We start from the raw sequence: 13,295 nt of genomic DNA, 5'->3' as shown, positions 1-13,295 counted from the left end.
AGTCGACTGCGCTTCGACCCGCCTGAGTGGCACATCGGACCGCTTCCGCCGGCAGGCGGAGGCGACCCAGCGGCCTGCCTGATGCAATCGGCGATCGACATGACGCCGGCAAGACTGCCTGCGGCCCGGATGAAGGAGCGCCGGCCCACATCATGGATCACGCTCGCCGCGGCTCTTATCTCGCTCATCGCGCTGCTGCCGCTCGCCTTCATCATCTGGGTCGCGATCCAGACCGGCTGGGACACCGTGGTAGCGCTGATCTTCCGCCCGCGCGTCGGCGAATTGCTGGTCAACACCGTGCTCCTGGTGGTCGTCACGGTGCCGATCGCCATCGTGCTGTCGGTGGCGCTGGCCTGGCTTACAGAGCGCAGCGACCTGCCCGGCAATCGCTGGTGGTCCTGGCTTTCGGTCGCGCCGCTCGCTATCCCCGCGTTCGTGCACTCCTATGCCTGGATCAGCTTCGTTCCGGGCCTGCATGGGCTGTGGGCCGGCGTGCTGGTCTCCGTAATCGCCTATTTCCCATTCCTTTACCTGCCGATCGCCGCCGCGCTGCGCCGCCTCGATCCGGCGCTGGAGGATGCGGCCGCGGCGCTCGGTCTTGACCCGTGGCGGGTCTTCGCGCGCGTCGTGCTGCCGCAGCTCAGGCTCGCCATCTGCGGCGGCTCGCTGCTGGTCGGCCTGCATCTCTTGGCCGAATACGGCCTCTATGTCTTCATCCGTTTCGACACCTTCACCACCGCGATCGTCGACCAGTTCCAGTCGACCTTCAACGGTCCGGCGGCCAACATGCTGGCCGCCGTTCTGGTGGTCTGCTGCCTCTTCCTGCTCGCCCTCGAGGTGATGATACGCGGCGAGGAGCGCTATGCCCGCGTCGGTTCCGGCGCCGCGCGCAAACAGCAGCGCGCTCGCCTCGGCCGCGCCACCCTGCCATGCCTGCTTTTGCCGGCCGGCGTCGCGCTGCTGTCGCTCGGCGTGCCCTTCGTCACGGTCAGCCGCTGGCTGATCGCCGGGGGCACGGAAGTCTGGCGCTGGGACGAGATCGGCCTGGCACTCGGCCAGACGCTGTTCCTCGCCATTGCCGGCGCGGTGCTCGCGACAATTGCCGCCATGCCGATGGCCTGGATTTCGATCCGCGCGCCGGGGCCGCTGCAGCGCCTGCTCGAGAGCTGCAACTATATCGTCGGCGCGTTGCCGGGCGTGGTCATCGCGCTGGCGCTGGTGACCATCACAGTGCGCGTCGCGCTGCCGCTCTACCAGACGCTGTTCACCATCCTGTTCGGTTACGCGCTGATGTTCCTGCCGCGCGCGCTGATAAGCCTGCGCGCCTCGATCGCGCAGGCGCCGGTGGAGCTGGAGCGCGCCGCCTCCAGCCTCGGCCGTCCGCCGGTCAAGGCGCTGTGGTCGACGACCATCCGCCTTTCGGCGCCGGGCGCCGCGGCCGGCATGGCCATGGTGGCGCTCGGCATCACCAACGAGCTCACCGCCACCCAGATGCTGGCGCCCAACGGCACCCACACGCTGGCGATGGCATTCTGGTCCTATAGCGGCGAGATCGACTACGCCTCCGCCGCCCCTTACGCGCTGATCATGGTGGCGATGTCATTGCCGATGACCTGGTGGCTCTACATCCAGTCGAAGCGGATGGCCGGACGATGAGCTTTCTCGAACTCAGCGGAGTCGCGAAAAGCTACGGCCCGGTGACGGCGCTCGCCGGCGTCGACCTTGCGGTGGAAAGCGGCAGCCGCACCGCGATCGTCGGGCCGTCCGGCTGCGGCAAGACCACCTTGCTCAGGCTGATCGCCGGTTTCGAGGCGCCGGACCGCGGCCGCATCGCGCTCGACGGCAAGGTGCTCGCCAACGGCGGCGCGGCCGTGCCCGCGCATCGCCGCGGCATCGGCGTGGTGGCCCAGGACGGTGCCCTGTTCCCGCATCTCACCATCGCCGACAATATCGGCTTCGGCATCCCGCGGAATGCCGACAAGCGAGCCGAGCATATCGTCGAGCTCGCCTATATCGTGGGGCTGGACAAGGCGATCCTGAAGCGCCGGCCGCACGAGCTTTCCGGCGGCCAGCAGCAGCGCGTGGCGCTTGCCCGCGCCATGGCGATGAAGCCCCGGCTGATGCTGCTTGACGAGCCGTTCTCGGCGCTCGACACCGGGCTTCGCGCTTCGATGCGCAAGGCGGTGGCCGAGCTTCTGGAGGAGGCGGGCATCACCACCATCCTGGTCACGCACGACCAGGCCGAGGCGCTGTCCTTCGCCAGCCAGGTGGCGGTGATGCGCGAAGGGTTGTTCTCGCAGGTCGGCACGCCGCGCGAGCTCTATTTCCAACCCAGGGACAGGATGGTCGCCGAGTTCCTCGGCGACGCCATCATCGTGCCGGCCAGAATCGCGGACGGCTTCGCCGTATCGCGGCTCGGCCGCATCGCCGTCGACACGAAGGGACGGCGCGATGTCGCCCGCATCATGCTGCGGCCCGAGCAGATCCTGCTCAAACGGACCTCGCGCGAAGGCATGTCGGGCACACCCGACATGCTGTTCGGCGAAGTGACGGACTGCGAGTTCGCGGGCTCGGTCTGCACCGTTGCGGTGCGGCTGCTCAACAGCCCGGACCCGCCCGATGCGGCCGCCATCGGCAACACGCCGCTGATCCTGCGCAGGACAGGCATGGACGCGCCGGAGATCGGCGAGATCGTGCGCTTGACCGTCACCGGCAAGGCGCATGTCTTTGCTTAGGTCGGGGTTGAGGCGTGTCGATATTCAGGTCAGGCCGAGCCGGAGTCGAAGACGGGCGCGAAGCGACCAAACTGGGCGGGTTCCGAGAACCGGAGCGGAGCGTACTTGAAGTACGTGAGCACCGGAAGCGCAGGAAACCGCCGTTTGCAGGCCGGCCTCACCTGAATATCGGCATGCCTCAGCGCACGCGCTGCCCAGTTGCAGGCGACCAAAGCGGCCATTGCTCCAGGAAATCGACGCTGTGGATGACCACGCGCTGCCCATCGATCAGGATAATCGAATAGGCGGGCGGCGCCTGCTCGACCACTTCGTCGCCGACCAGGTCGAGCATGAACCGGGCATGCAGGCCGCGCTGCACCGAGAACGGAATGCCGGCGACGGTGCCGGCGATGTCGCGATGGACATGGCCGAAGAAGATGTAGCGGACATTGCCGTGGCGGGTCAGCACGTCGATGAGCCGCTGCGGCTGTTCGAGGCCGAGCGGGTCGAGCAGAGTGAGACCAAGCTCGACGGGTGGATGATGCAGGAAGATATAAGCCGCCTTGCCTGCCGCCTCGCCAAGCCGTGCGTCGAGCCATGCAAGCCGGTTGTCGCACAACTCGCCGGTGACGCGGCCCTCCGCCATGCTGTCGAGAAAAACGAGGCGCCCTTCCGGCGTGTCGAGCACCGACTGCACGAAGCCGTTACCGTCCGTCCCGTTATCCGGAAAGGCGGCGATCAGATTGGCGCGCCGGTCATGGTTTCCAGGCAGCAGCTGGTAAGGCACAGTGAGCCGGCTCAGCGCCGATTTCAAATCGGCATAGCTCTCGGCCTCGCCGTCGTCGGCCAGGTCGCCGGTGAAGATGCAGAGCGCCGCATCTCCATGCCGAGCATTGATATGGTCTATGCAGCGATCGAGCCGCTCGTTCAGATCCGCGCCATAGCGTATCTGGCGCCGACGATCGAGATGGACGTCGGTGACCTGGATGATCTTCATTCCGTGAACCCTCAGATAATTTGCAAAGTCAGCCTTGCAAGGCCCGCCTTACAGCACCGGTTCCGGCACCGAGGCCTTGAACACGTCGAGCCTGCCTCCCGTCTCCGAGGAGAAGAAGTGCAGGTCCGCTTCGGCGAACTGCAGGCCGATCGTGCTGCCCGGTTCGGAGTGGACGATCTCCGACGTCACGACAGAGAACGGCGCGCCGTCGAGATCGACATAGATGACGCGGCCGGCGCCCAATTCCTCGATGAGGTCGACGGTCGCCGCAAGCGCTCCCGGCGTGCCCGGCGCCACCATGCGCACCGCCTCCGGCCGGATGCCGACCGCGACTTCCGAGCCCACGGGAACGCCCGTGCGCGACACGTTGAGCTTGCGGCTGCCGCCGAGCAATGACAGCCCGTCGAGCGTGACGGTGCCTTCGAGCATGTTCATCGCCGGCGCGCCGACGAAGGTGGCGACGAAGCGGCTGGCCGGCCGGCTATAGACTTCCGCCGGTGTGCCCACCTGCTCGACACGGCCGCCATTCATCACCACCAGCCGGTCGGCCAGCGTCATCGCCTCGACCTGGTCGTGCGTGACGAAGACGGAGGTGGCGCTGAGGCGCCGGTGCAGCTTGCGGATCTCGGAGCGCATCTGCACGCGCAGCTTGGCATCGAGGTTTGAGAGCGGCTCGTCGAAGAGGAACACCTTCGGCTCGCGGATCATGGCGCGGCCCATGGCGACGCGCTGGCGCTGGCCGCCGGACAGCGCCATCGGCTTGCGGTCGAGCAGGTGCTCCAGTTCCAGGACGCGCGCCACCGCCTGGACGCGCTGGGCGCGTTCGGCCGACGGAACGCCGGCCACCTTCAGCGAATAGCCGATGTTCTGGGCCACGCTCATATGCGGGTAGAGCGCGTAGTTCTGGAACACCATGGCGCAGCCGCGCTCGCGCGGCTCGAGCTTGTTGACCACCGTGCCGTCGATCGCGATCGTGCCGTCGGAAATCTCTTCCAGCCCGGCGATCATTCTGAGCAGCGTGGACTTGCCGCAACCGGACGGCCCGAGGATGACGACGAATTCGCCCGAAGCGAAGTCGAGGTCGACGCCATGCACGACCTGCGTCCTGGCGTAGTTCTTCTTGACGCCGCGAATGGTGATGGAGGCCATTTTCCGTCTCCTTATTTTTCGGTGGCGATCAGGCCGCGCACGAACCAGCGCTGCATCAGCACCACGACGATCAGCGGCGGCAGCATGACGATCAGCGTGCCGGCCATGGCGATATGCCATTCCGGCGCGCCGCCGACATTGGGGATGAGCTGCTTCAGCTCTGTCACCGCCATCGCATGCGACTGGTCGGTGGTGATAAGCAACGGCCACAGATACTGGTTCCAAGCCCACAGGAACATGATGGTGCCGAGCGCCGCCATGTTGTTGCGCGACAGCGGCAGCAGGATATCGACGAAGAAACGGAGCGCACCGGCGCCGTCCATGCGCGCCGCTTCGGTCAACTCATCCGGCACGGTCAGGAAGAACTGGCGGTAGAGGAAGGTGCCGGTGGCGGTCGCGACCAGCGGCAGGATCAGGCCGCTATAGGAATTGAGCAGTCCCAGGCTGAGCAAAACCTGCACGCCAGAGACCTTTTCGATCAGCCAGGAGAGGCCGGTCAGGTCCATGATCGCCTGATAGGGCTCGAGCACGTTGGCGACCACCGCGTAGGTCGGCACGATGCGCACCTCGAGCGGCAGCATCAGCGTGATGAAGATCAGCCAGAACATCAGCATGCGGCCGGGATAACGGAAATAGACGATCGAGAAGGCGGTCAGCGCCGAGATGATGACTTTCCCGGCGGCCACGCCAAACGCCATGATGAAGGAGTTGAGCAGCTTCGGACCGAGATCGGCGGTCGTCCAGGCCGTCCTGATGTTGACCCAGAAATCGCTACCCGGCAGCAGCGACATCGGCACGTCGTTGACGTCCTTCAGATTATGCGAGGCGGCGATCGCTACGATGACGAACGGCGCCACGCAGAATACGAAGCCGACGAACAGGATCAGATGCGTGAAGAAATTGAGGATCGGGGTGCGCTCGACCATGGCCCGCCTCAACGATAATGCACGCGCCGCTCGATGAAGCGGAACTGGACGATGGTGAGCGCGATGATGAGCAGCATCAGGATGATGCTCTGCGCGGCGGCGCCCGAATAATCGAGGCCTTTGAAGCCGTCGGAATAGATCTTGTAGACCATCAGATTGGTGGCGTTGGCCGGTCCGCCTGCGGTCATGATGTCGACGATGCCGAAGGAATCCTGGAAGCTCTCGGTGATGTTGATGACCAGCAGGAAGAAGATGGTCGGCGTGATCAGCGGAAACTGGATATCCCAGAAGCGCCGGATGACGCCGGAGCCGTCCATCGCCGCCGCCTCGATCAGCGAGCGCGGAATCGCCTGGAAGGCGGCGAGGAAGAAGATGAAATTATAGCCGACATATTTCCACGAGAAGGCGATGATGATCGAGGCCATGGCGTCGGTGCCGTCAAGGCCGGGGTCCCAGAAGCCGGGCCAGACCTTGTTGACCACGGCCATGAAGCCGGCTTCCGGTGCCAGGATGAAGCGAAACGCCAGCGCCAGCGCCGGTGCGGCGATGCCGTAGGGCCAGATCAGCACCACGCGATAAAGCCATGAGCCGGCAAGCTGGCGGTCGGTCAAGGCGGCGAGCACCAGCGCGATTGTCATCGCAAGTCCCGTGCTGATGCCGGCGAAGATCATGCTGGCGGTGATCGAGTCCCAGTAGCTGGCGTTGGACAGAATCGAGCGGAAATTGTCGAGCCCGACCCAGATGTTGCCGCCGCCCCAGGGTTGCTGCAGCGTCAGCGACCAGTACACGGCCTGCCCGGCCGGCCAGTAGAAGAAGGTGAAGATCAGAATTAGCTGCGGCACCGCGAACAGGATGCCGATCGTCCATTTGCTGAAAGTGACGCGTTTTTCCATCGATCCGCCGATGTCGTTGAACCGCCAACCCGCTCGCGCGGCACAAGACTAAGGCATGTCTCCCGAAAGTGGGAACCGGTTTCGGGAGACAAAGACATGCCCAAATCAAAAACCATATGAAATGGCCGCCCGTCGATACTCGGCGGGCGGCCGTTCCAGTATCCGGGATCAGGGCAGGGTCTTACCCGGATAGGTCTGCTGGAAGCGCTCGAGGATCGCGTCGCCATTCTTGACCAGCGCGTCGAGGCCTTCCTGTACGCTGACCTTGTTGGCGAAGATCGCCTGCATCTGCGTGCCGAACTCGGCGCGGATCTGGGTGAAGTTGCCGAGGCGGATGCCGCGGGTGATCTCGGTCGGCTCCGACGCGGTCAGGCTGGCGATCGCCACTTCACGTCCCTTATAGGGCGCCTTGTCGTAGAAGCCGTTGGACTTCATGAAATCGAAACCCGACTTCGTCACCGGGATATAGCCGGTGTTGGTCGACCAGAACAAAGCGGTCTTGGGGTCGTGGATGAAGTTGAGGAACGCTGCCGCGCCCTTGTATTCCGCGTCCGACTTGCCCGACAGCACCCACAGCGAAGCGCCGCCGACCAGCGAGTTCTTGCGCTCGGTGCCGGCATAGACCGGCAGCTCGGCGACGTCCCACTTCATGCCTTCCTTCTGGGTGCGGCCGACCGTGCCGTGGTCGCCGACCGAGGTCAGGATGAGCTGGCAGGTGCCGGTGGCGAAGGCCTGCACCATATCCTGGCCAAGATCCTTCGACTTGATCTTGATAAGGCCTGCGTCATACCACTTCTTGAGATCGGTGACGTACTGGACGAACTTGGTCTTGTTGACTTCCAGACGCGCGTCAAGACCGTCATAGCCATTGTTCTTCGTGGCGATCGGCTGGTTGTGCAGCGCCGAGAACTGCTCCATCAATTGCCAGCTTTCATTGGCCGAGATGTTGATCGCCATCGGGCAATCATAGCCGGCGTCCTTCAGCGCCTTGAGGTCGGCGGCGACGTCTTCCCAGGTCTTCGGCGCCTCGGTCTTGCCGATCTTGGCGAAGGCGTCCTTGTTCCAGTACATCAGCGCCGTCGACGAGTTGAACGGGAAGGACAGCATCTCGCCCTTCGACGTCGCGTAGTAGCGGGCGATGCCCGGGAAATAGTCGCTGTAGTCGATCTTGTAGCCGTTCTCTTCCATCAGCTTGTCGGCGGGCTTGTAGGCGCCCGACAGCATCATGGTGGCGGTGCCGACGTCATAGACCTGGACGACGGTGGGCTGCTTGCCGGCGCGGAAGGCGGCGATCGTGTTCTGCAGCGTGGCGTCGTAATTGCCCTGGCTGGTGCAGACGACCTGATAGTCCTTCTGGGATTCGTTGAAGTTCTTGCACAGCGTATCGACGACACGGGCGAGATCGCCCGAAAGACCGAACCAGAAGTCGAATTTGACCGGTTCGGCAAAAGCAGGAATCGCAAGCGCGGTGCTGAGCGCGCCGGCGGCAAGGGCGGCAAAGCCCCGCTTGATGATCGTCATGGTTTTTCCCTCTTGAGTGGCAGTGTGACAAGGTTTTGCGCAAGTCCTTGCCCGCTCTCATAGAGAAGGTATGTGACAGTTCTGTTGTGGGCTCGAAGCCCTCGTGGACAGCCAGTCTCTCCTCCCCTGGCAGCGGTCGCGCCGGCATGAAAACGTCACATCGGCGCTTTAGAGAGCTAGGGCGCCGCCAGGCGGCGAAAAGGCCTCCGTGATTAACCGGCTAACTGGATGAGAAGAGACATGCTGGTCCCGCAGCTCACGCACGTGCCCGTCGCCGCCCGCAACGCCATGCGGGACGGACCGCGCGACAGCGCCGCCCATCTGCGCCACGCCGCCGCCGTTCCCGCCCTCGGCGAGATCGAGATCGGCGGCAAGGCGTCGCGCGAGAGCGCCGGCGAAAGCCTGACCGTCATGGCCTGGAACGTCGAGCGGCTGCGTCATGTCGATGCCATCGCTACTACGATCGCCGGCCGGGCGCCGCACGTCGTGCTGCTGTCCGAAGTCGACAAGGGCATGGCGCGCTCCGGCAACGGCCATCTTCTGAGCCGGCTTGCCGATCGTCTAGGCCATTCCTATGCCTATGGCGTCGAGTTCCTCGAACTCGGCACCGGCAATGAGGCGGAGCAAGCGGCAAATGGCGGCGCCGAGAACGTTGAGGGCTTCCATGGCAACGCCATAACCAGCGCCGTCCCGCTGCTGCGGCCTTTCCTCGTTCGGCTGGATGCGGCCGGCGCCTGGTTCCTGCCGGAGCACGGCCAGCCGCGCGTCGGAGGCCGCATGGCGCTTGGCGGCCAGGTGATGGTCGGCGACCGCCGCGTCACCGTCGTCTCGGTGCATCTCGAGAACCGTACGACGCCTGCCGGCCGTGCCGACCAGACGCGCCACCTCCTCGACGCCATCGACAGGTATGACGCCGAAGCGCCGGTCCTGATCGGCGGCGATTTCAACACGCTGACCGCAACCTATGAAGAGCGTCACACCGACCCGGCAGCATGGCAGGCTTGCATCGATGCCGAGCCGAACCGGCTGATGTGCCCCGACCGCCACGAGCCCCTCTTCGCCGTCATGGCCGGGCGCGGCTACGATTGGCGCGACGCCAATGCGTTCGACAAGCCGACGCAGCGGCGCCCGGCGGGCGACAGCACGCCCACCGGCCATATCGACTGGTTCTTCACCCGCGGCCTTGCGGCAAGCGCACCGGAGACACTGCCGGCGGTGTTGCCGGACGGCAGCCCGAGCGCCGACCACGAGGCGCTGGTGGTTACGGTGCGGGTAAGATAGCGGCCACGATCAGGGCTCGAGCGCCGCTTCCACCAGCCGCCTGGCGTCGGGGCTCGACCATTCGGCCGGACCGTTCATATGCGCTATCAGGCAGCCTTCGCCGTCGATCAGCATGGTCACGGGAAGCCCGAGCGCCAGCCCGCGCTTCTTCGCCTCATTGAACAGGGCGATCGTCGGGTCCCGGTAGAAGCCGAGCGTCTCGACGCCGATTTCCTTGAGGAACTTCTTCGGCTTGGTATCGTCGCCGGTGTCGACATTGACCGCGATCACCTCGAAGTCCTTGCCGCCCTTCTCCTTCTGCAGGGCGTCGAGCGCCGGCATCTCGGCGCGGCATGGAGCGCACCATGTCGCCCAGAGATTGAGCAGCACCGTCTTGCCGGCATAGTCGGCAATTGTCATTGGCTTGCCGTCGGGGCCGTTGAAGGCCAAGCTCTTCAGCGATTGCGGCGGATCGGCCGGCTGCAGAGCCGCGACCTGGCCGACGGCCTTGGCGGCGACCTGCTTGGCGCGGGCGGCCTTTGGCGCGCAGGCGGCATCGTCCTTGCCGGCGACCGCGACGGCCTTCTCGGGAGCGTTGTTGCCAGAACCGCTCTCGCTGACATATACCGCGACCGCGCCGGCCAGCACGCCCGCCACCAAAGCGGCGAGGATGAGGCGCGTAGTCGGAAAAAACAATCTCTTGCCGTCTGCCATTTTCAAAACTGCTCCGGAGCACGGGTTATAGCGATGAGCGACAAGAAGGCCAGCAACCAGATGTGGGGCGGACGTTTTGCCTCGGGTCCGGCCGCGATCATGGAAGCGATCAATGCGTCGATCGGCTTCGACCGCAAGCTCTATGCGCAGGACATAAGCGGATCGATCGCCCATAGCGAGATGTTGGCTCAAACGGGCATTATTTCGGCCGCCGATCAAGAAAAAATCGCTCACGGGCTGAACACGATCTTGAAAGAGATCGAGGCCGGCACGTTCGAATTCTCGACCAAGCTGGAAGACATCCACATGAATGTCGAGGCCCGCCTTGCCGACCTGATCGGCGCGGCGGCGGGACGCCTGCACACCGCCCGCTCGCGCAACGACCAGGTGGCGGTCGATCTCCGGCTTTGGGTCAAGCAGGAATGCCAGCGCGTCGCCCTGGCGCTGAAGGACCTCCTCGCCGCGTTCCTGGAACGCGCCGAGGAGCATGCGGCGACCGTCATGCCCGGCTTCACCCATATGCAGGCGGCGCAGCCGGTGACCTTCGGCCACCACTTGATGGCCTATGTCGAGATGTTCGGCCGCGACCTCTCGCGCGTCCGCGACGCCATCGAGCGCATGGATGAAAGCCCGCTAGGCGCCGCGGCCCTTGCCGGCACGAGCTTCGGCATCGACCGCCACATGACGGCGAAGGCGCTGGGCTTCCGCGAGCCGACGCGCAATTCCCTCGACAGCGTCTCGGACCGCGATTTCGCGCTCGAGTTCCTGAGCCTCGCAGCGATCTGCGCGACGCACCTCTCCAGGCTCGCCGAGGAGATCATCATCTGGTCGACGCCGCAATTCGGCTTCATCCGCCTGTCGGATTCCTTCTCCACCGGCTCCTCGATCATGCCGCAGAAGAAGAACCCGGACGCCGCCGAGCTGGTGCGCGGCAAGACCGGCCGCGTCAACGGCCATCTCGTCGGCCTGCTGACCGTGATGAAGGGCATGCCACTGACCTATGGCAAGGACATGCAGGAGGACAAGGAAGCGGTCTTCGACGCCGCCGAGACGCTCGACCTGATGCTGGCGGCGACCGCCGGCATGGTGCGCGACATGACCGTCAACGCCGCCGCCATGAAAAAGGCCGCAGGCGCCGGTCACGCCACCGCGACCGACCTTGCCGACTGGCTGGTGCGCAATCTCGGCCTGCCCTTCCGCGAGGCGCATCACGTCACCGGCCGCGCCGTGGCGCTGGCCGAGGAGAAGAAGGTCGGGCTGGAGAAGCTCTCGCTGGACGACCTGCGCTCCATCCATCCGGGCATCACCGACGACATCTTCTCGGTGCTTGCCGTGCAGAATTCGGTGAAGAGCCGCACAAGCTTCGGCGGCACCGCGCCATCGGAAGTGCGAAAGCAGGTCCGCTACTGGAAAAGGCGGCTCGCCAAGGCTTAATGCATGTCGCCCAGAAGTGTGCAGCGGTTCTGGGAGAACGACATGCATCAAAACAAAGATTTAAAGCGCGCCGCCCTTTAAATTGCCGGGATGCAAAGCGCTGAGAACTCGGCTAAAAGCGCAGCACGCAATCAGTTTCGAACGGATGGATCGATGACCCGTAGCAGGATTTTGGTGACGCTGGCGCTGCTGGCTGCGGTAGTCACCGTCACGGCCTGCGGCAGGAAGACCGGCCTCGACACGCCTTATGAGGCGGCGGAGCAGGCGCGCAAGGATGCCGAACGCGCCAAGCAGCCGGTGCCGCCCGAGCCGGAAAAACCCGTCAAGGACAGGAAGTTCATCCTCGATCCCCTGCTGTAGAGCCGGTGAGATCGACTCGGTCTCATCGAGCTTCAACTTTCCGGAACCAACACCGTGAACCACTTCGATTACCGCGACGGCGTGCTTCATGCCGAGGACGTCGCCATTCCCGACATCGCAGCCGAGGTCGGCACGCCCTTCTATTGCTATTCGACCGCGACGCTGACCCGGCATTTCCGCGTCTTCAAGGAGGCTTTTTCCGGCCTCGACGCGCTGGTCTGCTACGCCATGAAGGCGAATTCCAACCAGGCCGTGCTGAGGACGCTGGCTAGGCAGGGCGCCGGCGCCGACGTGGTCTCCGAAGGCGAATTGCGCCGCGCTTTGGCCGCCGGCATCCCGGCCGGCAAGATCCTGTTTTCCGGCGTTGGCAAGACGGCGCGCGAGATGGACTTTGCGCTTTCGGCCGGCATTCTCTGCTTCAACGTCGAATCCGAGCCTGAGCTGGAGCTTTTGTCGGCGCGAGCGACCGCGCTCGGCAAGGTGGCGCCGGTCTCGCTGCGCATCAATCCGGATGTCGATGCGAGAACCCACAAGAAGATCTCGACCGGCAAGGCCGAGAACAAGTTCGGCATTCCCTGGCAGCGCGCGCGGCAGGTCTATGCCCGTGCCGCGCAACTGCCGGGCATCAAGGTGACCGGCATCGACACCCATATCGGCAGCCAGATCACCGAATTGCAGCCTTTCGACGATGCCTTCGCATTGCTGGTCGAGCTGGTCGGAGCGCTGCGCGCCGACGGGCATGAGATCGAGCATGTCGATCTCGGCGGCGGCCTCGGCATTCCTTACCGCGTCGACAACAGCCCGCCCCCTTTGCCCGACGCGTACGCCGAAATCGTCAGGAAGCACGTCACCAAGCTCGGCCTGAAGGTGATGTTCGAGCCCGGCCGCCTGATCGTCGGCAATGCCGGCATCCTCGTGTCTGAGGTCATCTACGTGAAGGAAGGCGACGCCAAGAACTTCCTCGTCGTTGACGCCGCCATGAACGACCTGATCCGGCCGACGCTCTATGACGCCTTCCACGACATCAGGCCGGTGGTGCAGCCGCCTGCTTCGGCGCCGCGTATGAAGGTCGACGTCGTCGGGCCGGTCTGCGAGACCGGCGATTTCATCGGCCTCGACCGCGACCTTCCGAGATTGAAGTCGGGCGACCTGATCGCGGTTTCCACCGCCGGCGCCTATGGCGCGGTGCAAGCCGGCACCTACAACACCAGGCTCCTGGTGCCCGAGGTGCTGGTCGACGGCGACCGTTTTCACGTCGTGCGGCCGCGCCAGACCTATGAGGACCTGATTGGATTGGATTCGGTCCCCGACTGGCCGAAGTAACCCA

12 protein-coding genes are annotated in these 13,295 nt (G+C 64.8%); 6 read left to right on the top strand and 6 right to left on the bottom strand.

From position 1 onward, the window contains the following. Positions 1–81 precede the first annotated feature (81 nt). Positions 82–1,656, top strand: a complete 1,575-nt coding sequence (locus LB515_RS15935; RefSeq protein ID WP_224708289.1) for an ABC transporter permease — start codon at positions 82–84, stop codon at positions 1,654–1,656. Next, a complete protein-coding gene (locus LB515_RS15930; RefSeq protein WP_095767486.1) occupies positions 1,653–2,735 on the top strand; it encodes an ABC transporter ATP-binding protein in 1,083 nt (360 codons plus the stop codon). The genes LB515_RS15935 and LB515_RS15930 overlap by 4 nt, the downstream gene beginning before the upstream one ends. Positions 2,736–2,913: 178 nt before the next feature. Here LB515_RS15930 and LB515_RS15925 read toward each other — a convergent pair whose 3' ends face one another. From LB515_RS15925 to LB515_RS15905, 5 genes are all read right to left on the bottom strand, one after another. Further along, entirely contained in the window at positions 2,914–3,711 is a 798-nt protein-coding gene (locus LB515_RS15925; RefSeq protein ID WP_224708288.1) for a phosphodiesterase, read from the bottom strand. Between the two features lie 48 nt (positions 3,712–3,759). Beyond that, a complete protein-coding gene (gene ugpC / locus LB515_RS15920; protein ID WP_224708287.1) occupies positions 3,760–4,860 on the bottom strand; it encodes a sn-glycerol-3-phosphate ABC transporter ATP-binding protein UgpC in 1,101 nt (366 codons plus the stop codon). An 11-nt stretch (positions 4,861–4,871) separates the two neighbouring features. Next, on the bottom strand, positions 4,872–5,786 hold the full coding sequence (locus tag LB515_RS15915; RefSeq protein ID WP_224708286.1) for an ABC transporter permease subunit: 915 nt from the start codon (positions 5,784–5,786) through the stop codon (positions 4,872–4,874). A gap of 8 nt (positions 5,787–5,794) precedes the next feature. Next, a complete protein-coding gene (locus tag LB515_RS15910) occupies positions 5,795–6,679 on the bottom strand; it encodes an ABC transporter permease subunit (protein ID WP_224708285.1) in 885 nt (294 codons plus the stop codon). A gap of 168 nt (positions 6,680–6,847) precedes the next feature. Next, positions 6,848–8,200 carry an extracellular solute-binding protein gene (locus tag LB515_RS15905; protein WP_224708284.1) on the bottom strand — a complete coding sequence of 451 codons (1,353 nt, stop codon included), beginning with the start codon at positions 8,198–8,200 and terminating at the stop codon, positions 6,848–6,850. Positions 8,201–8,440: 240 nt separating this feature from the next. Between LB515_RS15905 and LB515_RS15900 the strand changes: the two genes are divergently transcribed. Continuing rightward, complete coding sequence (locus LB515_RS15900; protein WP_224545998.1) at positions 8,441–9,481, top strand: endonuclease/exonuclease/phosphatase family protein; 1,041 nt, start codon at positions 8,441–8,443, stop codon at positions 9,479–9,481. Between the two features lie 9 nt (positions 9,482–9,490). On the opposite strand, the gene tlpA is transcribed toward LB515_RS15900, so the two are convergent. After that, on the bottom strand, positions 9,491–10,174 hold the full coding sequence (gene tlpA, locus LB515_RS15895) for a thiol:disulfide interchange protein TlpA (protein WP_224708283.1): 684 nt from the start codon (positions 10,172–10,174) through the stop codon (positions 9,491–9,493). A 33-nt stretch (positions 10,175–10,207) separates the two neighbouring features. On the opposite strand from tlpA, the gene argH reads away from it, so the two are divergent. From argH to lysA, 3 genes are all read left to right on the top strand, one after another. After that, positions 10,208–11,608 carry an argininosuccinate lyase gene (gene argH / locus LB515_RS15890; RefSeq protein WP_224708282.1) on the top strand — a complete coding sequence of 467 codons (1,401 nt, stop codon included), beginning with the start codon at positions 10,208–10,210 and terminating at the stop codon, positions 11,606–11,608. Positions 11,609–11,761: 153 nt separating this feature from the next. Beyond that, positions 11,762–11,968 (top strand): lipoprotein, encoded by a 207-nt coding sequence (locus tag LB515_RS15885; RefSeq protein WP_095767477.1) that lies wholly within the window; start codon positions 11,762–11,764, stop codon positions 11,966–11,968. A gap of 54 nt (positions 11,969–12,022) precedes the next feature. Then, positions 12,023–13,291: a diaminopimelate decarboxylase gene (lysA, locus tag LB515_RS15880; RefSeq protein WP_224708281.1), complete on the top strand. Its 1,269-nt coding sequence runs from the start codon at positions 12,023–12,025 to the stop codon at positions 13,289–13,291. Positions 13,292–13,295: the final 4 nt, after the last annotated feature.

The organism is Mesorhizobium sp. CA15, from assembly GCF_020165215.1.
Classification (GTDB): Bacteria; Pseudomonadota; Alphaproteobacteria; order Rhizobiales; family Rhizobiaceae; genus Mesorhizobium.
This window is presented reverse-complemented; position numbering and strand designations above follow the sequence as displayed.

What these genes read in the sequence shown, in the direction of transcription:
- LB515_RS15930 (WP_095767486.1), top strand. Translation starts at nt 1,653, where the DNA reads ATGAGCTTTCTCGAACTCAGCGGAGTCGCGAAAAGCTACGGCCCGGTG.
- LB515_RS15925 (WP_224708288.1), bottom strand. Translation starts at nt 3,711, where the DNA reads ATGAAGATCATCCAGGTCACCGACGTCCATCTCGATCGTCGGCGCCAG.
- ugpC (WP_224708287.1), bottom strand. Translation starts at nt 4,860, where the DNA reads ATGGCCTCCATCACCATTCGCGGCGTCAAGAAGAACTACGCCAGGACG.
- LB515_RS15905 (WP_224708284.1), bottom strand. Translation starts at nt 8,200, where the DNA reads ATGACGATCATCAAGCGGGGCTTTGCCGCCCTTGCCGCCGGCGCGCTC.
- LB515_RS15885 (WP_095767477.1), top strand. Translation starts at nt 11,762, where the DNA reads ATGACCCGTAGCAGGATTTTGGTGACGCTGGCGCTGCTGGCTGCGGTA.
- tlpA (WP_224708283.1), bottom strand. Translation starts at nt 10,174, where the DNA reads ATGGCAGACGGCAAGAGATTGTTTTTTCCGACTACGCGCCTCATCCTC.
- LB515_RS15935 (WP_224708289.1), top strand. Translation starts at nt 82, where the DNA reads ATGCAATCGGCGATCGACATGACGCCGGCAAGACTGCCTGCGGCCCGG.
- argH (WP_224708282.1), top strand. Translation starts at nt 10,208, where the DNA reads ATGAGCGACAAGAAGGCCAGCAACCAGATGTGGGGCGGACGTTTTGCC.
- LB515_RS15900 (WP_224545998.1), top strand. Translation starts at nt 8,441, where the DNA reads ATGCTGGTCCCGCAGCTCACGCACGTGCCCGTCGCCGCCCGCAACGCC.
- LB515_RS15910 (WP_224708285.1), bottom strand. Translation starts at nt 6,679, where the DNA reads ATGGAAAAACGCGTCACTTTCAGCAAATGGACGATCGGCATCCTGTTC.
- LB515_RS15915 (WP_224708286.1), bottom strand. Translation starts at nt 5,786, where the DNA reads ATGGTCGAGCGCACCCCGATCCTCAATTTCTTCACGCATCTGATCCTG.